The sequence below is a fragment of the Edaphosphingomonas fennica genome (assembly GCF_003034225.1).
Classification (GTDB): Bacteria; Pseudomonadota; Alphaproteobacteria; order Sphingomonadales; family Sphingomonadaceae; genus Sphingomonas_E; species Sphingomonas_E fennica.
This window is the reverse complement of sequence record NZ_PHHF01000054.1, coordinates 145,362-165,193: the sequence shown is the minus strand read 5'-3', so window position 1 is coordinate 165,193 and position 19,832 is coordinate 145,362. Positions and strand designations below refer to the sequence as shown.

Here is a 19,832-nt window from a genome sequence, read left to right as displayed (position 1 = left end):
TCCATCGTCAATACCGAATGCCACGTTCCCAAAACGTTCTCCGACTTGGCCAAAATCGCAGCTTGGGGCCGACTGGGCCAACCAGCTTGAAGGCGCCTTGCTGAACCTCGCCATCAACGGGCGGGATGCGATGCCCGATGGCGGCACGCTGACCATCGCCACGGCCAACCTTGCCGCCGGCACGGCCGCGCAATCGCTGCCGCCGGATCTCGCCCCAGGCGATTATGTGCGCATCGCCGTAAGCGATACCGGCACCGGCATGGCGCCGGATGTGATCGCGCGGGCGTTCGAACCCTTCTTCACCACCAAGCCGATCGGCCAGGGAACGGGGCTGGGCCTCGCCAGCATCTATGGTTTCGCGCGCCAGTCCAAAGGCGAGGTCGCGATCGAGAGCGAACTTGGCAGGGGCACGACGGTGGCCCTCTATTTGCCCCGTCACATGGGTGCGGACGACGCCGCTTCGGACACCGCATCCGGCGACATGGCGATCACCGGGCGGGGCGAGACGATCCTGGTGATCGAGGACGAGCCCGTCGTCCGGGCGCTCATCGTCGAGCTGCTCGACGATCTCGGCTATTGCACGCTCGCGGCCGACGATGCCGAGCCGGGGCTGGAACTGCTCCGTTCCGGCGCCCCGATCGACCTGATGATCACCGATATCGGCCTGCCGGGCATGGACGGCCGCGATCTCGGCCGCATCGCGCGCGAAATGCGCCCCGGCCTGCCCATCCTCTACATGACCGGTTACGCCGACACCGCAACCGATGCGGACGATATCGCGGAGGAAGGCACCGCCCTCATCACCAAGCCGTTCGGCGGGCCGCTGCTGGCCGATCGGGTGGCGGCGATGCTGCGCCGCGCCTGAAGATCATGTTCCGACGGAGGATATATCTGGCGGCGGGCCTGCTTGCCTTGGGCGCGGGAACGGCCGGCATCTTCCTGCCGCTGCTGCCCACCGTGCCCTTTTACATCCTCGCCGCCTTCTGCTTCGGCCGCAGCAATCCGGCCTGGGAGGCGCGGCTGCTCGATCATCCCCGCTTCGGCCCGCATATCCGCGCCTGGCGGGAACATGGGGCGATCAGCATCAGGGCCAAGGCGTGGGCGCTGACCATGCTCACCGTCAGCGCCGTGATCGGGCTCACCTTCCTCAAATGGCCATGGTCCTTATTCCCGGCGGCCGCCGCCTTATGCAGCGGCGCCTGGATATGGACCCGTCCATCCCGCAGCTAGAAAGCACCCCGCCGCTCATTCGGCGGCGATGCAGGCTTCTTCCGGTTCGGCGCGCCCGTAAAGCGTCGTCCGCCGTATCGGCGTCCGCCCCAGCGACGCCGCCATCGCCCGCATGTCCGCCGCCGTCATCTCCTGGCCGTGGGTGGCGCCGGCGGCGCGGGTGATGCTTTCGTTCATCAGAGTCCCGCCCAGATCGTTGGCGCCGGCCCGCAGCGCCGCGCGCATGCCTTCGCGGCCCATCTTCACCCAGGAAGCCTGGATATTGTCGAATCCCAGCACCAGCCGCGAAACCGCATGCATCAGCACCGCCTCGCGCGCGGTCGGTCCCGGCCGCGCGGCGCCCCTGCGGTAGATCGGCGCCTCGTGCGCCACGAAGGCCAGCGGCACGAATTCGGTGAAGCCCCCCGTGCGCAGCTGAAGGTCGCGGATCGCGGCGAGATGGATCGCCCAGTCGCGATAATCGTCGACATGGCCGAACATGATGGTCGCGGTCGTCCGGATGCCCTGGAGATGGGCGGTCTCGATCACTTCCAGCCATTCCCCGGTGGAAAGCTTGTCCGGGCACAGGATGGCGCGGACGGGATCGTGCAGGATTTCCGCCGCCGTTCCCGGCAGGCTGCCCAGCCCCTCGTCGCGCAGCATGGCCAGATAGTCCGGCAGCTTCATGCCCAGCGTCGATGCGCCATGGCTGATCTCCAGCGGGGAGAAGGCGTGGACGTGCATGGCCGGATCGACGCGCTTCACCGTGCGGACGATCTCCAGATAGGTCTCGCCCGTGAAGCTCGGGTGGATGCCGCCCTGCAGGCACACCTCGGTGCCGCCGCGATCGCGCGCCTCGGTCACGCGTGCAGCAATCTCCGCCATGTCCAGCAGATAGGCCGCCTCATTGCCCGCAGCCTTGCGATTGCCCTTTGAAAAGGCGCAGAAATTACAGCGATAGCTGCAGATGTTCGTATAGTTGATGTTGCGGTTGACCACATAGGTGGCGGCATCGCCCACCGCCCTCGCCCGCAGATGATCCGCAGCCTCGCAAACGCGGTGATAGTCATTTCCCCGCGCCGCGAACAAGGCGGCGATATCGTCGGCTGCGAACGACGCCCATTCGCCGCCCAGCGCCTCATCCACGATTTCCGCGATCCGGGTGCGGCCGCTTCCCGCGCGCGGGACGGACGCCATCGTTTCCGACCGGCCGGCCCGCCAGCCGCTTTCGCGGCCCAGCCCGGCGGCGTCGCTATGCTCCAGAACGGGACGCCGCATCGCGGGATCGAGCCAGCGTTCGGCATCGCGGGCATAGGCCGGATAGATGGTGAGCCGTTCGGCCAGCACCTTGCCGCCGGCGGCCGTCGCCGCGCGCAGCCGCTCGATCTCGGGCCAAGGCGCCTCGGGGTTCACATGGTCCGGGGTCAGCGGCGAAACGCCGCCCCAGTCGTTGATCCCCGCCTCGATCAGCCGGGGCAGATCGGTGGGCGCAAGATTGGGCGGCGCCTGGATGCTCATGTCCGGCCCCAGCATCAGCCGGGCGACGGCGATGGTCCAGAGCAGCTCGTCCGCCTCGGCGGCGGGCGCATTCGCCATCTTCGTGCCCGGCTTGGGCAGGAAGTTCTGGACGATCACTTCCTGAAGATGCCCGTGACGCACGTGCAGCGCACGCAACGCCGCAATCGCCTCGATCCTTTCGGCGCGCGTCTCGCCGATGCCGATCAATATGCCCGAGGTGAAGGGCACGGCCTGCCGTCCGGCCGCCTCGATCGTCGCCAGCCGCAGGGCCGGCACCTTGTCCGGCGATCCATGGTGCGGCCCGCCCGGTTCGCCCAGACGATCGGCGATCGTCTCCAGCATCAGCCCCATGGAGGCGGAGACGGGGCGCAGCGCGGCAATCTCCTCGTCGGTCATGCAGCCGGCATTGATGTGCGGCAACAGCCCGGTCTGGTCGCGCACCGCCGCCGCGACATGGGCGACATAATCTAGCGTGCTGGAAAATCCGTTGGCATCCAGCCACTCGCGCGCGGCGGCGTAGCGAAGCTCCGGCTTCTCGCCCAGCGTGAACAGCGCCTCCCGACAGCCCATGGCGGCGCCGCGCTTCGCGATCTCCACCGCTTCCGTCACCGCCATATAGGGGCTTTCCAGCCGGCGCGGCGTCTTGGCGAAGGTGCAGTAATGGCACACGTCGCGGCACAGCATCGTCAGCGGCAGGAACACCTTGGGCGAATAGGTGACGATATCGCCATGGCCCTGGTCGCGGAGCTTGCCCGCCGCCGCCGCCAGCTCGCCGGGGTCGGCCGCCAGCAACGCCGCCGCCTCATACTGGGCCAGCAGGGGCGCCAGCGGATGATCGCGCCCCGCCAGCGCACCCGCTGCGACCGCAAGGTCGATGGCGCGATCGACATCGAGCCCGATCGCATCATCGACGAACGCCGTCGCATCGGGCGCGGCATCGCGATGGCGGGCGAAGCTGTCCGGCCCGAAGGCGGGAGGAACCATCCGATCCGCGGGCATCAGCAGCAGGTTGGTCCCGTCACCCGCCGCGCACGGCGCGATCAGCGGCCCCTGCCCCGTGCGATAACGGCCGACGATGCGATCGATGGCGGCATCGTCGATCAGGGCAAGATCGGCGGGAACCAGCGCGATATGCCGCGCGCCCAGCGCAAGCGCCCGATCGATGCCGGCCGCCATCGCCGCATTCAGGCCTTCGCCCGCATCGGCCACCGCCACCGCACCGGCTGCCTGCGCCGCCTCGGCCATCCGCGCATCGCCGGTGACGGCGATCACCCCAGCGAAATGCCGGCTGCGTGCAAGCGTCGCGATCACATGGCTCGCCATGGCGAGGACGAAATCCGCCCTGTCGCCACCCAGCACCTCCGCCAGCCGGCTCTTGGCCTCCGCCAGTCGCTTGACGGGCACGACCGCCCAGATTCCGCCTTCGCCCAGCAACGCCATGTCCCGTTCCAGATCGTCCTACCGGGGTAGATGCCCGTCCGGGGAACGCCTATTTCATAAGCACCAGTTCTTCGGACATAGAAGGATGAAGGGCCACAGTTTCGTCGAACGCCTGCTTGGTCAGCCCCGCCTTCACCGCCACGGCGGCCGCCTGCAATATCTCCGGCGCATCCGGCCCGATCATGTGGAGGCCCAGCACCTTCCCGTTTTCGGGGTGCACGATCATCTTGTAGAGCGCGCGTTCGTTGCGGTTGGCCAGCACATTCTTCATCGGCCGGAAATCCGACGTGTAGATCTTGGCATTGCCGAACTTGTTGCGCGCCTGCGCCTCGGTGAGGCCGACGCCGGCCAGCGGCGGGTGGCTGAACACGGCTGATGGAATGCACCCATAGTCCACCGTGGTCGGCTTGCCGCCGAACTGGGTGTCGGCGAAGGCCTGCCCTTCGCGGATCGCCACGGGGGTGAGCTGCACCCGATCGGTGACGTCGCCGACGGCGAAGATGCTGTCGCAGGAGGAACGGCTATGCTCGTCCACCTTCACCGCGCCGCGCTCGTTCAATTCGACGCCGGCATTCTCCAGGCCGAGCCCGCTGGTATGGGGCGTCCGGCCTATGGCATAGAGCAGCACGTCGCACGGGATGGGATCGCAACCGGTGACATGCACCAGCAATGATCCATCCGCCGCCTTCTCCACCTTTTGGAACGCGGCGTTGAACCGGAACTCGATCCCCTTCGCCATCGATATCTGCAGCAGGCGATCGCGGATCTGCTCGTCATAGCCACGCAGGATCTGGTCCGAACGGTTGATCAGCGTCACCTGCGATCCGAATTCGTGGAAGATGCCGGCGAATTCGTTGGCGATATAGCCCGCGCCCGCGATCACGATGCGGCGGGGCAGCGCTTCCAGGTGGAAGACCTCGTTGGAAGTGATGCCCAGTTCCGCACCGGGACAATCGGGAATGGTAGGCCATGCGCCCGTGGCGATCAGTATCTTGTCCGCCGTCACCGTGCGGCCGGATGCCAGCAGCACCTCGTGGGGGCCGGCCACGGTCGCTCGCTCGCGGACGATCTCGACATTATTGTTGTTCAGCGTGTTTTCGTAGAGGCCGTTCAGCCGGTCGACTTCGGAAAGCACGTTATCGCGCAAGGTCGGCCAGTCGAACCGGCAATCGGGCACCTCCCAGCCGAAACGCCGGGCGTCCTGGAGGTCCTCGGCGAAATGCGCGCCGTAGACGAGCAGCTTCTTGGGCACGCATCCGCGGATCACGCAGGTGCCGCCCACCCGATATTCCTCCGCCACCGCCACCCTGGCGCCGTGCGCCGCCGCCACGCGCGAAGCCCGAACGCCGCCCGAACCGGCGCCGATGACGAAAAGGTCATAATCGTAACTGGCCATATATGCTCCGCAGGATCGCTTTCCGACAGGAGATAGGCAGCCGCCGGCCCGAAGGCCAACGGCTTGTCCCTATCGCTCTGATCGCCTTAGCCGAATGCGCGGGCGATCAGCGCCCGGGTCGAAGGATCGAAACGGTCGGTCCCTTCGGTTTCGATCGATTTGGCGATCTCCTTGCCCAACTCCACGCCGAACTGGTCGAAGGGGTTGATGCCCAGCAGGGCCGCGTTGGCGAACACGCGATGCTCGTAGAAGGCGATCAGCGCGCCAAGCCGGGCGGGATCGACGCTGTCCAGCAATATGGTGGTGGACGGCCGGTCGCCCGGATAGGCGCGGGCGGGATCCTCGCTCGCCTTGCCCGCCATCAGCGCGGCCCCTTGCGCGAAGGCGTTGGTCAGCAACGCGCGGTGATGGGCCTCGTCCAGCGCATCCCCCGGCTCGATCGAGGCGATGAATTCCACCGGCACCAGATGCGTGCCCTGATGGAGAAGCTGGAACACCGCGTGCTGGGCGTCGGTGCCCACGCCGCCCCAGGTGATCGGTGCGGTGGGATGGTCCACCGGCTTGCCGTCGGCGCGGACCCGCTTGCCGTTCGATTCCATTTCCAGCTGCTGGAGGTAGGACGGCAGCAGCCGCAGCCGCTCGTCATAAGCGAACACGGCCCGCGTCTCCGCCTGCCGGACGGCGGCGTAATAAAGGTCCACGAATGCGGCCAGCAGCGGCGCATTGCGCTCCGGCGGGGCCAGGCGGAAGTGCCGGTCCATGGCGGCGGCGCCTTCCAGCAGCGTCTCGAACGCATCCCAGCCGAGGGCCAGCGCCGCCGGAAAGCCGATCGAGGACCAGAGCGAATAGCGCCCGCCGACGCTTTCGGCGAAGGGCAGCACGCGTGTCTCGTCCACGCCCCATTCCACCGCGCGCTCGGGCGCGGCGGTCAGCGCCACAACCTGGCCATAGGGGTCCTCCACGCCCGCTTCCGCCAGCCAGGCCAGCGCGCTGGCCGCGTTCAGCATCGTCTCGGTGGTCGTGAAGGTCTTGGAGGCGATCACCACCAGCGTCGCCGCCGGATCGAAGCGGCGGAACACGGCTTCCAGCGCCGCTCCGTCGACATTGGATACGATGGCGACGTCATAGCGCCCCGAATCCCGGCCCAGCGCATCGACCAGCAGGTCCGGCCCCAGCGCCGATCCGCCGATGCCGATGTGCAGCACATGCCGGATCGGTCCCAGCGCGTCCGCCTCGATCGCATCGATCAGCGCCCGCATCCGGGCGTGGAAATGCCGGGCGCGGGCCACGCTTTCCGGGGCGCCCTGCCCCCGTTCGGCCGGATGCTCCGCCGCCCGTCCCTCGGTGACGTTGACGGCCGCGCCGCTGAACAGCGCCTCGCGGGCCTTGGCGAAGCCGGCGGCATCCGCCAGCGCGACGAAGCGATCGATCAGCCCGGCATCGAGATGCGTCTTGGAAAAATCGAAATGCAGGCCGCCTTCATCGATCGTCAGCCGCGAAAGGCGATCGGGCTCGGCCTGGAACAGCTCCGTCAGGCTGGGCCGCGCCGCTTCCTGAATTGCCTGCCACGCCTTTACCGTATCGACCATAGGGATCATCTCCTTGCGAGCGCCGGATCGATACAGGCTGCGGCACCGCGCCGCCACCGCTTTCGGCGCCCACGGCCGCCGATCGACGGCGAGATTGACCGCTTGACCGGAAGCCTGCCGCGCAGCACACCCGCGACATGCCAGACAGCGCTTCCGACTCCAGCCCCCGAGCATCCAAGCAAAAGTCGCCGGGCGGGATCATGGAGAATATCCGTTTTCTCCTCACCCTGCTGATCCTGGCTGTACTGTTGCGAAGCCTGGTGGTGGCGCCGTTCAACATTCCATCGGAATCGATGCTGCCCAGGTTGCTGGTGGGCGACTATCTGTTCGTCGCCAAATGGCCCTACGGCTATTCGCGCTACAGCTTCCCGTTCGGCCTGGCGCCGATCGACGGGCGTATCCCGTCCGGCGCGCCCGATCGCGGCGACGTGGTCGTCTTCAAGACGCCGTCGGACAACAGCACCGATTATATCAAGCGCGTGATCGGCCTGCCGGGCGACATCATCCAGATCAGGGGCGGGCAGATCATCCTGAACGGCACGCCGGTGCCGCGGGTTCGCGTCGCCGACTTCATCGATCCGGTCACGCCCAACAGCCCCTGCCGCCCCGAACCGGGCCTCAACATCGTCGAGGAAACGGCGACCGACGGCAGTCGCATCTGCCGCTACCAGCGCTATCGCGAAACGCTGCCCAACGGCCGCAGCTATGACGTGCTCGATCTCGGCAACGTGCCCTTTGCGGACGATACGCCCACCTATGTCGTGCCCCAGGGCCATTATTTCCTGATGGGCGACAATCGCGATCGTTCGGCGGACAGCCGCTATCCCGCGCAGGTGGATGGCGCGATCGGCATGGTTCCCAGCGAAAATATCGTCGGCCGGGCGCTGGTGATGTTCTTTTCCACGGATGGCAGCGCCGAATGGCTGAAGCCGTGGACATGGCCGGGCGCCGTGCGCTGGTCCCGCCTCGGCGGAGGCTTCTGAAAGGATGGCGGCCCGGCCCTTGCGGTTAAGCAGGCGCTAACCTCGCCGGGCTAGCGTAGGCGGAATCCAAAGGGAGTATTCCGTCGCCATGGCTGGCGAGGAACAAAGGGAAGTGGACGAAACCGGCGCAGCCAAGACGGGCATGATCGGCCATGCCGATGCCCTTCGGCGCGTCAGCGGCGAGTTTGCGGATACGGCGCTCGAAACGGATTTCGCGCAGGAACGGCTGCCCGAAACGCTGCGCTATGCCCGGCTGCTGATGCTGGGCTCCATGGTGCTCAACACCCTGTTCCTGGCCAGCGACTGGCGCTTCCACGGCACCGCGCATTTCTGGGTGGCGGTGCCGGCCAGGCTCGTCACCATCCTGCTCGCCATCGCCTGCTTCCTCGCGTTGCGCCGGGTTTCCAGGCCGCGCGGGGCCACACTGGTCATGGTCGCCTGGATGGTGGCGAACGCGCTGGCGGTGATGCTGCTGGTCACTTCGCACAGCCGGATCGCGCTGTTCGTCGTCATCATGCTGCCGCTCATCTACTATCTCGTCGTGCCCGGCCGCTTCTGGGCCGTCGCGGCCTGCGGCATCGCCTGCAGCCTGCTGATGTATCTGGGCTATGGTGAATATCGCGCCTCGCCCACCACGGCGGGCGGCCTCGCGCTGGCCCTGTTGATGCTCAACAGCGCGCTCATCATCGTCATATCGCGATCCAACCGGCTGGAACGGCTGCAATGGATCGCCATGCGTTCGGAACGGCGCATCGCCGCCGAGCTCGATCTCAGCCGCGAGACGCTTGCCCGCATGTTCGCGGCCAGCCCCATCCCGATGGTCATCACCGATCGGGAAACCGGCAAGGTGGTGGATGCCAACGACAGCTATCGCGAGCTTCTGGGCACCGATCCCATGGCCGGCCCCGGAACGCTCGAGCCTTTCTACGTTACGCCGGGGGATCGCCAGCGCCTGCTGGCGATGATCGACCGGGACGACAAGTTCGGCGATACCGAAATGCAGATCAGGACGGCGGATGGATCGCTGCGCACGGTGATCGTGAAGGCCAATGCGGTATCCACCCCGCACGGCCGCCGGATCATGGCGGGCATCATCGACATTTCCGATCGCAAGGCCGTGGAGCTAAGCCTGGAATGGCTGGCCTCCACCGATACGCTGACCGGCCTGCCCAACCGCCACAGCTTCCTCGCTACCGCCCGCGCGGCGATTGCCGCCGCCGAACAGACGGGCGTTCCCCTTGCGCTGCTGATGGTCGATCTCGACCATTTCAAGCGGATCAACGATGGCTGGGGGCATCAGATGGGCGACTGCGCCCTCCGGGCCTTCGCGGCATTGTGTCTGGAGCATCTGCGGGACGACGACATCATCGGCCGCCTCGGCGGCGAGGAATTCGGCATATTGCTGCCCGGCTGCGATGCGGAGGCCGCCCTCGCCGCCGCCGGGCGCCTGCGGCAGGCGATCGCCGGGATCATCGTCGATCCGCTGATCAGCGACGGGCCGCGCCTGTCCGCCAGCATCGGCGTGACGATCGTCGCCCAAGGCGAAAGCGATCTGGAAAAGGCCATCGGCCGTGCGGACAAGGCGCTCTATGAAGCGAAGCGGATGGGCCGCAACTATGTCGTCCTCGATCCGCTTTTGGAAATCCCGTCCGCAAGACCGCACTGACGCGGGCTCAAAGCCCGGGGCGCTGGCTTTCGATCGCCTCGCGGATCATCGCGCGGGTGCGTTCTATCCGGGGATTGGCGCTGCGCCGCCGGACGATCTCGATCGCGGCCTCCAGCGCGGGTTCCACGATGCGGCGCGCCTTGGCCGCCGGCAGGTAGATATTTTCGCCGCGGGCGGCATCGCTCAGGGCGGCGGCGGCTGCGTGCAGAACTTCGTCACTGATTGCCACGAAACCCTCCTTCGCCCAATCAGCCGCCCATCGCGGAAAGTGGGGCCTGCGCTACAGGATCGCAAGCCCCTTCCGTCGGTTAGCAGCCCAATGCCGCGTGCAGCGGCCCTCAGCGCCCGCCCGTCTTGCGGACGGCGCCGGCATGGCGGCCGACGCTGCCCGAACGGCGCGGCGGGAAGCGGCGCTGCCGCTCGCCGGTGGCCGGGCGCTCGCCGTCATGACGGCGCGGCTGGCGATCGCCCCGCCCGTCGGAAGGCTGCGACGCCGCCGGCTTGGGCAGCTTCGCCTTCTCGGCGATGAAGTTTTCCGGCAGCGGCTGGATTTCCATCTTCACTCGCGTCAGCTTCTCGATGGCCCGCTGATAGGGCCGCTCGTCGTCGGCGATGAAGGCGATGGCGATGCCCGCCGCGCCGGCGCGCGCGGTGCGGCCGATGCGGTGGACATATTGTTCCGGCACGTTCGGCAGCTCGAAGTTGAAGACGTGGCTCACGCCGCCGACGTCGATGCCGCGCGCGGCGATATCCGTCGCCACCAGGATCTTGATCTCGCCCTTGCGGAAGGCGCCCAGCGCACGTTCGCGCTGGGGCTGGCTCTTATTGCCGTGGATCGCCTCGCAGCCGATGCCGGCGGCCTTCAGATGCTTCACCACCCGGTCCGCGCCATGCTTGGTGCGGGTGAAGACCAGCGCGCGATCGATCGGCTCGCTGCGGATGCGCAGGGTAAGCAGCGCTTGCTTCTCCGCCTGGTTGACGAAGGTGGCGAACTGCTCGACCCGCTCGGCGGTGGTCGATTGCGGCGCCACCGAAACCTTCACCGGATCGCTCAGGAAACGATCGCCCAGCTCGGCGATCGCCTTGGGCATGGTGGCGGAGAAGAACAGGCTCTGGCGCTTCTTGGGCAGGAGCTGGTCGATGCGCTTCAGCGCGTGGATGAAGCCCAGGTCCAGCATCTGATCGGCCTCGTCGAGCACGAAGATCTCGACATTCTTCAGGCTCAGCGCGCGCTGGTCGATCAGGTCGAGCAGCCGGCCCGGCGTGGCGACGAGGATGTCGACGCCCGCCTGAAGCTGGCGGATCTGCCGGTTGATCGGCACGCCGCCGAACACGGTCGCCACCGAAAGGCGCAGGAACTTGCCATAGGCGACGAAGCTGTCGGCGATCTGGCTCGCCAGCTCTCGGGTCGGCGAAAGCACCAGCATCCGGCAGCCCTGCGGCGGGCGGTGCTTGGGGTTGCTGGCAAGGATGGCGAGCGACGGCAGGGCGAACGCGGCGGTCTTGCCGGTGCCGGTCTGGGCGATGCCGCACAGGTCGCGCCCGTCCAGCAGCGGCGGGATCGCCTTCAGCTGGATCGGCGTGGGATTGGAATAATTCTTGGCGGCGAGCGCCTTCAGGATCGGCTCGGGAAGGCCAAGATCGGTGAACTGGGTCAAGTATATAACTTTCGAATGCGGCCAGCGCCCACGACGCTTCATGGCGTGCGGACGGCAAGCGGGTTCGGATGACGACCCGCGTGAAAAGGGAAGCCTCAGGCTAGGGCGTCTCGAGGGAAGGAACCGGCCTGCCATTTGGAAGCGGCAGGAGATCACGCTGCTCCGATCCAGGCATGCGGGCTTGCCGCCTGCCGACGCTGCGTGCCACATAAGGCAGCCGGCGGCTTAAAGCAAGCGCCGGGCGCAGGCCCCCCCCTACTCCGCCGCCGCCTGCTTCGCCCCGTGACGCCTTTGTTCGGACCATTGGGTGATGCCGCGCCGGGCCTCCTGCACGAAGCGCGATCGCCGCACCCCTTCCAGGAACAGCCCGCCCACTATCTTGCCGATCAACCCCACCGGCCGGCGGAACTGCACGAGCAGGACGATGCGCGTCTCATCCGTATCGTTCTGGACCTCATGTTCGAACACGTCGTCGAACACCAAAGCCTTGCCTTCCTCCCAGCTCAGCCACTGGTCCACCACGCGCATCCGGCACTTGTCCTTCTCGCGCGGCACCTGGATGCCGAGGTGGCAGGTAAGGAAAGCCTTGGTCACCCCGGTATGGGTGGGAATGCGGGTGTTGGGCACGAGGATCGAGAAGAAGGCCGAATTCAGCCCCGGCACCTTCGACACCAGCTCGGTCGTGCGCGGGCAGGCCCGGCAATTATTCTCCTCGCGATAGCCGTAGCCGATCAGGAAGAAGGATCGCCAGCGCCCGGCGGGGGCGATGCGGCGGTGATCGGGTGAAACCGAAGCCAGCGGCGGCACCTCCTCAAGGTCCTGAAGCGCGGCTGCGGCCTCCGCCCGGATCTCCTCCCAATGCGCCTCCAGCATCTCGACCCAGGCGAACTCGCTGCGATCGAAAACCGGCCTGTCGCCGATCTTCGAGGATCGCGCGATCCAGCGGTTGGTGATCGGCTGCATGCGCTTGCCGAAGCGCATGATAAGGGGTTTCTTGGGAACCAGCGCCGAACTGGGCGCCAGGCGCGCATTGATATCGTCGGGAATGTCGGTCCGGATATCGTCGGGAATGTCGGCCCGGCCGGTTGCCGCTTGCTCTTTCCCGTTGCTGATCGAATTCACAAATGCCCTCGACGGTTGTGAAATATTGCCCCTCGCCCATCGCTTGGTTAGCCGCGATCGCCGCCCTTCGCCAGCCCGTCCTGCCTCTCCATTTGCTCGGCGCGCCTGTCGCTGTATGTCTGGACGATCCTATCCGGGGGAATCGCAGATGCCTTCCAATTCCTTGATTTACGTGTCGCTTCTGGTGTCCGCCATGCTGCCGCACGCGGCGCAGGCGCGGCTGTCGCCGGCGGAATCGAGGATGGTGGAGACGGTCCGTTCGGAACAGGACCGGTCGATCGCGCTTCTGGAACGGCTGGTGAACGTCAACTCCGGCACCATGAACCTCGCCGGCGTCGAAAAGGTCGGGCAGATGATGCGGGCCGAGCTTGAGCCGCTGGGCTTCGACGTCCGGTGGGTGCCGATGGCGGCTGTCGGTCGCGCGGGCCATATCGTCGCCACCCACAAGGGAGACGGCAAGGGCAAGCGCCTCCTCCTCATCGGCCATCTCGATACGGTTTTCGAACAGCATTCCCCATTCCAGACGTTCGTCCGCAAGGGCGACAAGGCCGAAGGCCCCGGCGCGGGGGACGACAAAGGCGGCATGGTGGTGATGCTCGCCGCGCTCCGGGCGATGCAGGCGGCCGGCACGCTCAAGGCCGCCGATATCGAGATCGTCCTTACCGGCGACGAGGAAGATGCCGGCAGCCCCGTGGAAACGGCGCGCGCCGCCCTCGTCGAAGCGGGCAAGCGCGCCGACGTGGCGCTCGATTTCGAAGGGCTGGTGCGCGACGGCGGGCGCGACATGGGCTCTATCGCGCGCCGCTCCTCCTACAGCTGGACGATCACCGCCACCGGCAGGACCGGCCATTCCAGCCTGATCTTCACGCCCCAATATGGCGATGGCGCCGCCAATGAGCTGGCCCGGATCGTCACCGCCTTCCGCCAGGAGCTGCCCGAACCCAACCTCACCTTCAATGTGGGCCTGATCGCGGCCGGGGCCAATGCCTCGATCGAAGCGGATGGCGCGCGGGCCAGCGCATCGGGCAAGACCAACATCATCCCGGCCATCGCCCTCGCCAGGGGCGATTTCCGCACCCTGACCAACGACCAGACGCTCCGTGTCCGCCAGAAGATGGAGGCGATCGTCGCGCGGCATGCCCCGGGCACGGATGCGAAGATCGAGTTCGAGGAAGGTTACCCCTCGATGGCCCCCACCGCCGGCAACCGCGCCGTGCTGGCGAGCCTCAACGGCGTCAACCGCGATCTCGGCCTGCCGGAAATGCCGGAGCTCGATCCCCTCAAGCGCGGCGCGGGGGACATCTCCTTCGTCGCCGGCGATGTCGATGGGCTGGCGGGCCTCGGCCCCTACAGCACTGGCGATCATGCGCCGGGCGAAACCGTCGATCTGCCCAGCATTTCCACCCAGGCGCAGCGCGCGGCGATATTGATGTCCCGGCTCAGCCGCGAACCGCGCAAGTAAAGCCGCCTTTCGCCCTTGATCGGCGGCGCCATCCGCCCCAAATGCGAACCATGCTGATCGAAACCGAAACGACGCCGAATCCCGCCACGCTCAAGTTCCTGCCCGGACAGGCGGTGATGACGGCGGGCACCCGCGATTTCGCCGATGCGGATGAAGCCGCGGCGTCGCCGCTGGCGTCCGCGCTGTTCAGCCTCGGCGATGTCACCGGCGTCTTCTTCGGCCGCGATTTCGTGTCCGTCACGGCGGCGCCCGGCGTCGACTGGCGCGATCTCAAGCCGCAGGTCCTTTCCGTCCTGCTCGATCACTTCTCCAGCGGATCGCCGCTGTTCGCGGCCGGCTCCGCGGCCGAAATCCTCGTGCCGGCGGACGAAAGCTTCGCCGAAAACCCGGAGGACGCTGATATCGTCGCCCAGATCAAGGATCTGATCGATACGCGCGTCCGCCCCGCCGTTGCGCGCGACGGCGGCGACATCGCCTATCGCGGCTTCGATCGCGGCGTCGTCTATCTCGCCATGCACGGCGCCTGCTCCGGCTGCCCGTCCTCGACGGCCACGCTCAAGCAGGGCATCGAAACGCTGCTGAAGCATTATGTGCCGGAAGTGACCGAAGTCCGCGCCGCCTGATTTTCCGCGTCCACGTTCAACATTCAAAGGGGTTCATATGGCTGAGAAGCTTTCGGAGGAGGGCCTCGACCTCCTCTTTCGCAAGGCGCGTTCCTACAATGGCTATCTGGATCGTCCCGTCAGCGAAGATCAGCTTCACGCCATCTGGGATCTGGTGAAATGGGGGCCGACCTCGGCCAACATGCTTCCCGCCCGCATCGTCTGGTGCGTCAGCCAGGAATCGAAGGACAAGCTTGCCGCGCTGGCCAGCGGCACCAACGGCCCGAAAATCCAGAGCGCGCCCGTCACCGCGATCATCGGCATGGACATGGAATTTTACGAACATCTCCCCCGGCTTTTCCCGCACGCCGATGCGCGTAGCTGGTTCGCCGGCAATGACGCCCTGATCGAGGCTTCCGCCTTCCGCAACTCCTCGCTCCAGGGCGGCTATTTCATCATGGCGGCGCGCGCGCTGGGGCTGGATACCGGCCCGATGTCTGGTTTCGACAATGCCGCCGTGGACGCCGCGTTCTTCGCCGGCACCAAGGTGAAGTCCAACTTCATCTCCACGCTGGGCTATGGCGATCCCGCGACGATCTTCGATCGATCGCCGCGCCCTGATTTCAAGGATTTCAACAAGATCGTCTGATTCGATGGCACGGCCCGGCAGGGAATTGGTGATCGAGACCGCGACGGCCGCCTGCTCGGTCGCGCTGGTCGAGGATGGCGTCGTCATCGCCGCGCTTCACGAAACGGTGGGGCGCGGCCATGCTGAACGGCTGATCCCGATGATCGCCGAGCTTCCCGGAGCGGGCCGTGCGGATGTGATTCGCGTCGATTGCGGTCCCGGCAGCTTCACCGGCATCCGGGTGGGCCTGGCCGCCGCTCGCGCGCTCGGCCTCGGCTGGGGCGTGCCGGTGTCGGGCTTCTCCTCGCTTTCCCTCATCGCCGCGGCCGTTGCCGATCCGCCCGCAACGCTGGCCGTCGCCATCGGCGGCGGGCATGGCGAATTGTTCGTCCAGCGTTTCCGCACCACCCCCCTGCAACCGATCGAGCCCGTCTTTTCGGCCCGGCCGGAGGCTGCGGCCCGGATCGGCGAGGCGCTGGTGGTCGGGGGTGGCGCGGATGCGCTCGTTTCAGCCCGGGGATCGGGCGAGGCGCGCGATGCCGAGGCGAATGCCGCGAACATCGCCCGCCTGCCGGACGAGCTGGTCGCCTTGCCGCCCCGCCCCATCTATGTCCGCGCCCCCGATGCGCGGCCGCCGGATTGACGGGCCTGTCCACCAGGGCCGAGGGCGTGCTGCTCCGCGAGGGCGGTGCGCAGGATATCGCCGCGGTCATGACCGTCATGGACGCGGCCTTCGACAAGCAGTTCGGCGAGGCATGGAACGCCCAGCAATGCCTGGGCATCCTCGGGCTTCCCGGCGTGTGGCTGACGATCGCTTCGATCGGCGAGGATGCTGTCGGCTTTGCGCTGTCCCGCGTCATATTGGACGAGGCGGAACTGCTGCTGCTCGGCGTCTCGCCCCGCTTCCGCCGCCGAGGTATCGGCCAGGCACTGCTTGACGCCACGATGGAAAATGCGCGCCATCGCGGAGTGAACCATCTTCACCTTGAAGTCCGCCAGGGCAATCCCGCAATTTCTCTCTACGAACGCAACGGATTTTCAGAGGTAGGAAGGCGTGCTGATTATTATCGCGGCGCAGACGGCAGCCTATTCGACGCGTTCAGCCTGACGCGATCATTACGGCGAGATTGATTACAAAGGAATTTCGTCGAAAACGAGTTGCATTTCCGTTTCAGGCAATTCAATGCGATCCCATGGCCGGCACGAACGGATCGGCCGAATAATCATTGCCAAGGGTTCGCGAAATGAACGAAGACGCCGGTCTCACCGAGACCCTCATCACGCTCACCGCCGATATCGTGTCCGCACATGTGAGCAACAACAGCGTTGCGGTGTCGGATCTTCCGGCGCTCATCCAGAACGTCCACAATGCGCTGGCCAATCTTGGCGGTGAAGCGGCCGAACCCGAAGTGAAGCAGGAACCGGCGGTTTCGGTGCGCGCATCGGTGAAGCCCGACTACATCGTCTGCCTCGAGGACGGCAAGAAGCTGAAGATGCTGAAGCGCCACCTGATGACCCACTATCAGATGACGCCGGAACAGTATCGCGCCAAGTGGAACCTCCCGGCCGACTATCCGATGGTCGCCCCCAATTATGCCGAACAGCGCCGCACCCTGGCGAAGAAGATCGGTCTGGGCACCAAGCGCCGCAAGCGCTGATCCCGGCGATCCGCATGGCAAGGGGCCGGAGCGGGCGACGAGCCTCCTCCGGCCTTTTTGTTGGTGCCGAAGGGTGTTGCCCGCCCTTCCCCCTCGCGCCAAAAATGTCTAGAGCGGATATGCTTTACGAGGGCCGATCGGTTTCGTCCCGCGCCGGACGTTCGGTGCGCGGCGATATGCCCGGCCCGCCCATCATCGCCCGCGCGGCGATATGCAGTGTCCAAGAGGAATCATGACGCGGAAGATCGATGTTGAAGCGCTCTGCGCCGAAAAAGGGCTTCGCATCACCGAGCAGCGCCGCGTGATCGCGCGCGTTCTTTCCGAGGCGGAGGATCATCCCGATGTCGAGGCGCTGCACGCGCGCGCTTCGGCGATCGATCCCGGCATTTCGATCGCCACCGTTTATCGGACGGTGCGCCTGTTCGAGGAAGCCGGCATTCTCGAGCGGCACGATTTCGGCGACGGGCGCGCGCGCTACGAGGCCGCGGCCGAAACCCATCACGATCACTTGATCGATGTCGAAACCGGCAAGGTGATCGAATTCGTCGATCCGGAGCTGGAGGAGCTTCAGCGCAAGATCGCGACCAAGCTCGGCTTCCGGCTGGTCGATCACCGGATGGAACTTTACGGCGTATCGCTGGATCGTCCGCACTGACGGCATCCGCCCGCCGCGCATGACGTTCCGGCTGCAGCGCCGCCTCGCCCTTGCGGCTGGGAGCCTTATCCTCAGCCTGCCCGGCCATGCGGTGCATCGCATCGTTGGCCATCCTTCGCCCTGGGTCCGGCGCTTCCTGTGGCTGGCGGGTCGATCCTTCGGGCTAAGGACCCGGATCGCCGGCACGCCCGTCCGCGATCATGTGCTCTACGTCGCCAATCACGTCTCCTGGCTGGATATTCTGGCGCTGGGCGGGACGACCGGCGCCGCCTTCGTTTCGAAGGATGATGTCGCCGGCTGGCCGGTCGTCGGCTGGCTGGCGCGCGAAGGCGGCACCATCTTCATCAGCCGCGCCGATCGCGCCGGGGTGAAGGGACAGGCCGATGCGCTCGGCGCCGCGCTTGCCACCGGCAGGCCGGCGGCGCTGTTTCCGGAAGGGACGACCGGGAACGGCCGCGAGCTTCTGCCTTTCCGCGCCTCCTTGCTCGCCTCGCTCGATCGCGCGCCGCCCCATGTCGTGGTGCAGCCCGTGGCGATCGATTACGGCCCGGCGGCCGCCCGGCTCGCCTGGACGGATGGAGAGGCCGCAGGCGCCAACGCCCGGCGCGTCCTCGGCACGGCGGGTTCGCTTGGCGTCACCTTGCGCTTCCTCGATCCGATCGATCCCCGGCTGGGCCGGAAGGCCGTGGCGCAGGCCGCGCAGGCCGCGATCCAGGCGGCGCTTTTGGAAAGCGGCGCCTTGGTCTATAGCGCCGCGCCATGAACAAGCCCGCCCCCAAGACCTTCCACGTCAAGTCGTTCGGATGCCAGATGAACGTCTATGACGGCGCGCGCATGGCCGAACTGCTCGAGGCCGAGGGCCTGAGCGCGGCCACCGGCGCGGACGAGGCCGATCTCGTCGTCCTCAACACCTGCCATATCCGTGAAAAGGCGGCGGAAAAGGTCTATTCCGATATCGGCCGCCTGCGTCGTGACGACGGCAGCAGCCCGATGATCGCGGTCGCCGGCTGTGTCGCCCAGGCCGAGGGCGCGGAAATTCCCCGCCGCGCGCCCACAGTCGATATCGTCGTCGGCCCCCAGGCCTATCACCGCCTGCCCGATCTCGTGCGCGAGGCGCAGAAGGGCGGCCGCGGCGCGCGCGCCGTCGATACGGACATGCCCACCGAATCCAAGTTCGATGCCCTTCCCGCGCGGCGCAGGCAGGGGCCGACGGCCTTCCTCACCGTGCAGGAGGGTTGCGACAAGTTCTGCACCTATTGCGTGGTCCCTTATACGCGTGGCGGCGAGGTATCCCGCCCGTGGCAGGCCGTGGTCGACGAGGCGAAGGCTCTGGTCGATGCCGGCGCGCGGGAGATCACCCTGCTCGGCCAGAATGTGAACGCCTGGGAAGGCGAGGATGAGGCCGGTCGTGTCCAGGGCCTCGGCGGGCTGATCCGCGCGCTGGATCGCCTGCCCGGCCTCGATCGCATCCGCTATACCACCAGCCATCCCAATGACATGCGGGACGATCTTGTGAACGCACATAAGGATGTGGCGTCGCTGATGCCTTTCCTTCACCTGCCCGTGCAGGCCGGCAGCGATCGCATCCTGAAGGCGATGAACCGCAGCCATACGGTGGAAAGCTATCTGCGCCAGATCGATCGCGTGCGCGCGGCGCGGCCCGACATCGCCATCTCGGGTGATTTCATTGTCGGCTTTCCCGGCGAGACGGAGGAGGATTTCGCGGCCACGCTCGCGCTTGTCGCGCGGGTCGAGCATGCCCAGGCCTTCTCCTTCAAATATTCCCCCCGCCCCGGCACGCCCGCCGCGACGATGGAAGATCAGGTCGCGGCAGAAGTGATGGACGAACGGCTGCAGCGGCTCCAGGCCCTGCTCAACAAGCAGCAGCATGATTTCAACCAGGCCAAACTGGGTATTCGGACCCAGGTGCTGATCGAGCGTGACGGCAAGAAATCCGGCCAGCGGATCGGCAAGTCGCCCTGGCTACAATCGGTGATCGTCGAAGATGGCCCCGCGATCGGCTCGCTCGTCGATGTCGACATAATTGCTGCGGGGCCGAACAGCCTCACGGGTGCTATTGCATCCTAATTGCAATCAAGCGGATAAAACTTCCGCTCTGCAGCATCGGTCTCGGCATGGATTGATCGATCTCGTGATTTAGAGATATCGATGAGTCCGCATTGACAAGCGATCGAACTAAGTATTTCTTCTGTTCCAGTACCTCGTGTCTATAACAGGGAGAGACA

The 19,832-nt window shown here is 66.6% G+C and carries 19 protein-coding genes; 13 read left to right on the top strand and 6 right to left on the bottom strand.

Annotated elements, in window-relative coordinates; genetic code table 11:
• Nucleotides 1-10: 10 nt before the first annotated feature.
• Entirely contained in the window at nucleotides 11-865 is an 855-nt protein-coding gene (locus CV103_RS13800; RefSeq protein ID WP_342749167.1) for a response regulator, read from the top strand.
• 5 nt (nucleotides 866-870) lie between these two features.
• Nucleotides 871-1,230 carry a YbaN family protein gene (locus CV103_RS13795; RefSeq protein ID WP_015456989.1) on the top strand — a complete coding sequence of 120 codons (360 nt, stop codon included), beginning with the start codon at nucleotides 871-873 and terminating at the stop codon, nucleotides 1,228-1,230.
• Between the two features lie 15 nt (nucleotides 1,231-1,245).
• Here CV103_RS13795 and cofH read toward each other — a convergent pair whose 3' ends face one another.
• The 3 genes from cofH to pgi all read right to left on the bottom strand — a co-directional run bounded on the left by cofH (nucleotide 1,246) and on the right by pgi (nucleotide 7,152).
• Complete coding sequence (cofH, locus tag CV103_RS13790) at nucleotides 1,246-4,167, bottom strand: 5-amino-6-(D-ribitylamino)uracil--L-tyrosine 4-hydroxyphenyl transferase CofH (RefSeq protein WP_107395245.1); 2,922 nt, start codon at nucleotides 4,165-4,167, stop codon at nucleotides 1,246-1,248.
• A gap of 49 nt (nucleotides 4,168-4,216) precedes the next feature.
• A complete protein-coding gene (gene gor / locus CV103_RS13785) occupies nucleotides 4,217-5,563 on the bottom strand; it encodes a glutathione-disulfide reductase (RefSeq protein WP_015456991.1) in 1,347 nt (448 codons plus the stop codon).
• A gap of 86 nt (nucleotides 5,564-5,649) precedes the next feature.
• A complete protein-coding gene (gene pgi, locus CV103_RS13780) occupies nucleotides 5,650-7,152 on the bottom strand; it encodes a glucose-6-phosphate isomerase (protein ID WP_015456992.1) in 1,503 nt (500 codons plus the stop codon).
• Between the two features lie 200 nt (nucleotides 7,153-7,352).
• Here pgi and lepB point away from each other — a divergent pair, with 200 nt between their 5' ends.
• Together lepB and CV103_RS13770 are read left to right on the top strand one after the other, a co-directional pair.
• Entirely contained in the window at nucleotides 7,353-8,135 is a 783-nt protein-coding gene (gene lepB, locus CV103_RS13775) for a signal peptidase I (RefSeq protein WP_070933962.1), read from the top strand.
• An 88-nt stretch (nucleotides 8,136-8,223) separates the two neighbouring features.
• Nucleotides 8,224-9,801 carry a sensor domain-containing diguanylate cyclase gene (locus tag CV103_RS13770; RefSeq protein WP_107395243.1) on the top strand — a complete coding sequence of 526 codons (1,578 nt, stop codon included), beginning with the start codon at nucleotides 8,224-8,226 and terminating at the stop codon, nucleotides 9,799-9,801.
• Between the two features lie 7 nt (nucleotides 9,802-9,808).
• On the opposite strand, the gene CV103_RS13765 is transcribed toward CV103_RS13770, so the two are convergent.
• The 3 genes from CV103_RS13765 to CV103_RS13755 form a co-directional block, all read right to left on the bottom strand.
• Nucleotides 9,809-10,030, bottom strand: a complete 222-nt coding sequence (locus CV103_RS13765) for a hypothetical protein (protein WP_015456995.1) — start codon at nucleotides 10,028-10,030, stop codon at nucleotides 9,809-9,811.
• Nucleotides 10,031-10,139: 109 nt separating this feature from the next.
• Nucleotides 10,140-11,501, bottom strand: a complete 1,362-nt coding sequence (locus CV103_RS13760; protein ID WP_051128687.1) for a DEAD/DEAH box helicase — start codon at nucleotides 11,499-11,501, stop codon at nucleotides 10,140-10,142.
• Between the two features lie 213 nt (nucleotides 11,502-11,714).
• A complete protein-coding gene (locus CV103_RS13755; protein WP_107395242.1) occupies nucleotides 11,715-12,581 on the bottom strand; it encodes an aspartyl/asparaginyl beta-hydroxylase domain-containing protein in 867 nt (288 codons plus the stop codon).
• A gap of 148 nt (nucleotides 12,582-12,729) precedes the next feature.
• On the opposite strand from CV103_RS13755, the gene CV103_RS13750 reads away from it, so the two are divergent.
• The 9 genes from CV103_RS13750 to miaB all read left to right on the top strand — a co-directional run bounded on the left by CV103_RS13750 (nucleotide 12,730) and on the right by miaB (nucleotide 19,674).
• The gene (locus tag CV103_RS13750; RefSeq protein WP_211314399.1) at nucleotides 12,730-14,043 is read left to right on the top strand and encodes a M20/M25/M40 family metallo-hydrolase; all 1,314 of its coding nucleotides are present in this window, start codon (nucleotides 12,730-12,732) and stop codon (nucleotides 14,041-14,043) included.
• Between the two features lie 50 nt (nucleotides 14,044-14,093).
• Nucleotides 14,094-14,666 carry a NifU family protein gene (locus tag CV103_RS13745; RefSeq protein ID WP_107395241.1) on the top strand — a complete coding sequence of 191 codons (573 nt, stop codon included), beginning with the start codon at nucleotides 14,094-14,096 and terminating at the stop codon, nucleotides 14,664-14,666.
• Between the two features lie 37 nt (nucleotides 14,667-14,703).
• On the top strand, nucleotides 14,704-15,294 hold the full coding sequence (locus tag CV103_RS13740; RefSeq protein WP_015457000.1) for a malonic semialdehyde reductase: 591 nt from the start codon (nucleotides 14,704-14,706) through the stop codon (nucleotides 15,292-15,294).
• Between the two features lie 4 nt (nucleotides 15,295-15,298).
• Entirely contained in the window at nucleotides 15,299-15,916 is a 618-nt protein-coding gene (gene tsaB, locus CV103_RS13735; protein WP_107395240.1) for a tRNA (adenosine(37)-N6)-threonylcarbamoyltransferase complex dimerization subunit type 1 TsaB, read from the top strand.
• Entirely contained in the window at nucleotides 15,913-16,404 is a 492-nt protein-coding gene (gene rimI, locus CV103_RS13730) for a ribosomal protein S18-alanine N-acetyltransferase (protein ID WP_211314398.1), read from the top strand. The genes tsaB and rimI overlap by 4 nt, the downstream gene beginning before the upstream one ends.
• Nucleotides 16,405-16,517: 113 nt before the next feature.
• Nucleotides 16,518-16,931, top strand: a complete 414-nt coding sequence (locus CV103_RS13725) for a Ros/MucR family transcriptional regulator (protein ID WP_015457003.1) — start codon at nucleotides 16,518-16,520, stop codon at nucleotides 16,929-16,931.
• A gap of 232 nt (nucleotides 16,932-17,163) precedes the next feature.
• The gene (locus CV103_RS13720; protein WP_015457004.1) at nucleotides 17,164-17,586 is read left to right on the top strand and encodes a Fur family transcriptional regulator; all 423 of its coding nucleotides are present in this window, start codon (nucleotides 17,164-17,166) and stop codon (nucleotides 17,584-17,586) included.
• A gap of 19 nt (nucleotides 17,587-17,605) precedes the next feature.
• A complete protein-coding gene (locus CV103_RS13715) occupies nucleotides 17,606-18,349 on the top strand; it encodes a lysophospholipid acyltransferase family protein (RefSeq protein WP_107395239.1) in 744 nt (247 codons plus the stop codon).
• Nucleotides 18,346-19,674: a tRNA (N6-isopentenyl adenosine(37)-C2)-methylthiotransferase MiaB gene (gene miaB / locus CV103_RS13710; protein WP_107395238.1), complete on the top strand. Its 1,329-nt coding sequence runs from the start codon at nucleotides 18,346-18,348 to the stop codon at nucleotides 19,672-19,674. The genes CV103_RS13715 and miaB overlap by 4 nt, the downstream gene beginning before the upstream one ends.
• Nucleotides 19,675-19,832: the final 158 nt, after the last annotated feature.

Excerpts from the sequence above, each read along its gene's own strand:
- CV103_RS13795 (WP_015456989.1), top strand. The coding sequence starts at position 871 with ATGTTCCGACGGAGGATATATCTGGCGGCGGGCCTGCTTGCCTTGGGC.
- cofH (WP_107395245.1), bottom strand. The coding sequence starts at position 4,167 with ATGGCGTTGCTGGGCGAAGGCGGAATCTGGGCGGTCGTGCCCGTCAAG.
- gor (WP_015456991.1), bottom strand. The coding sequence starts at position 5,563 with ATGGCCAGTTACGATTATGACCTTTTCGTCATCGGCGCCGGTTCGGGC.
- pgi (WP_015456992.1), bottom strand. The coding sequence starts at position 7,152 with ATGGTCGATACGGTAAAGGCGTGGCAGGCAATTCAGGAAGCGGCGCGG.
- lepB (WP_070933962.1), top strand. The coding sequence starts at position 7,353 with ATGGAGAATATCCGTTTTCTCCTCACCCTGCTGATCCTGGCTGTACTG.
- CV103_RS13770 (WP_107395243.1), top strand. The coding sequence starts at position 8,224 with ATGGCTGGCGAGGAACAAAGGGAAGTGGACGAAACCGGCGCAGCCAAG.
- CV103_RS13760 (WP_051128687.1), bottom strand. The coding sequence starts at position 11,501 with ATGAAGCGTCGTGGGCGCTGGCCGCATTCGAAAGTTATATACTTGACC.
- CV103_RS13750 (WP_211314399.1), top strand. The coding sequence starts at position 12,730 with ATGCCTTCCAATTCCTTGATTTACGTGTCGCTTCTGGTGTCCGCCATG.
- CV103_RS13745 (WP_107395241.1), top strand. The coding sequence starts at position 14,094 with ATGCTGATCGAAACCGAAACGACGCCGAATCCCGCCACGCTCAAGTTC.
- CV103_RS13740 (WP_015457000.1), top strand. The coding sequence starts at position 14,704 with ATGGCTGAGAAGCTTTCGGAGGAGGGCCTCGACCTCCTCTTTCGCAAG.
- tsaB (WP_107395240.1), top strand. The coding sequence starts at position 15,299 with ATGGCACGGCCCGGCAGGGAATTGGTGATCGAGACCGCGACGGCCGCC.
- CV103_RS13725 (WP_015457003.1), top strand. The coding sequence starts at position 16,518 with ATGAACGAAGACGCCGGTCTCACCGAGACCCTCATCACGCTCACCGCC.
- CV103_RS13720 (WP_015457004.1), top strand. The coding sequence starts at position 17,164 with ATGACGCGGAAGATCGATGTTGAAGCGCTCTGCGCCGAAAAAGGGCTT.
- CV103_RS13715 (WP_107395239.1), top strand. The coding sequence starts at position 17,606 with ATGACGTTCCGGCTGCAGCGCCGCCTCGCCCTTGCGGCTGGGAGCCTT.
- miaB (WP_107395238.1), top strand. The coding sequence starts at position 18,346 with ATGAACAAGCCCGCCCCCAAGACCTTCCACGTCAAGTCGTTCGGATGC.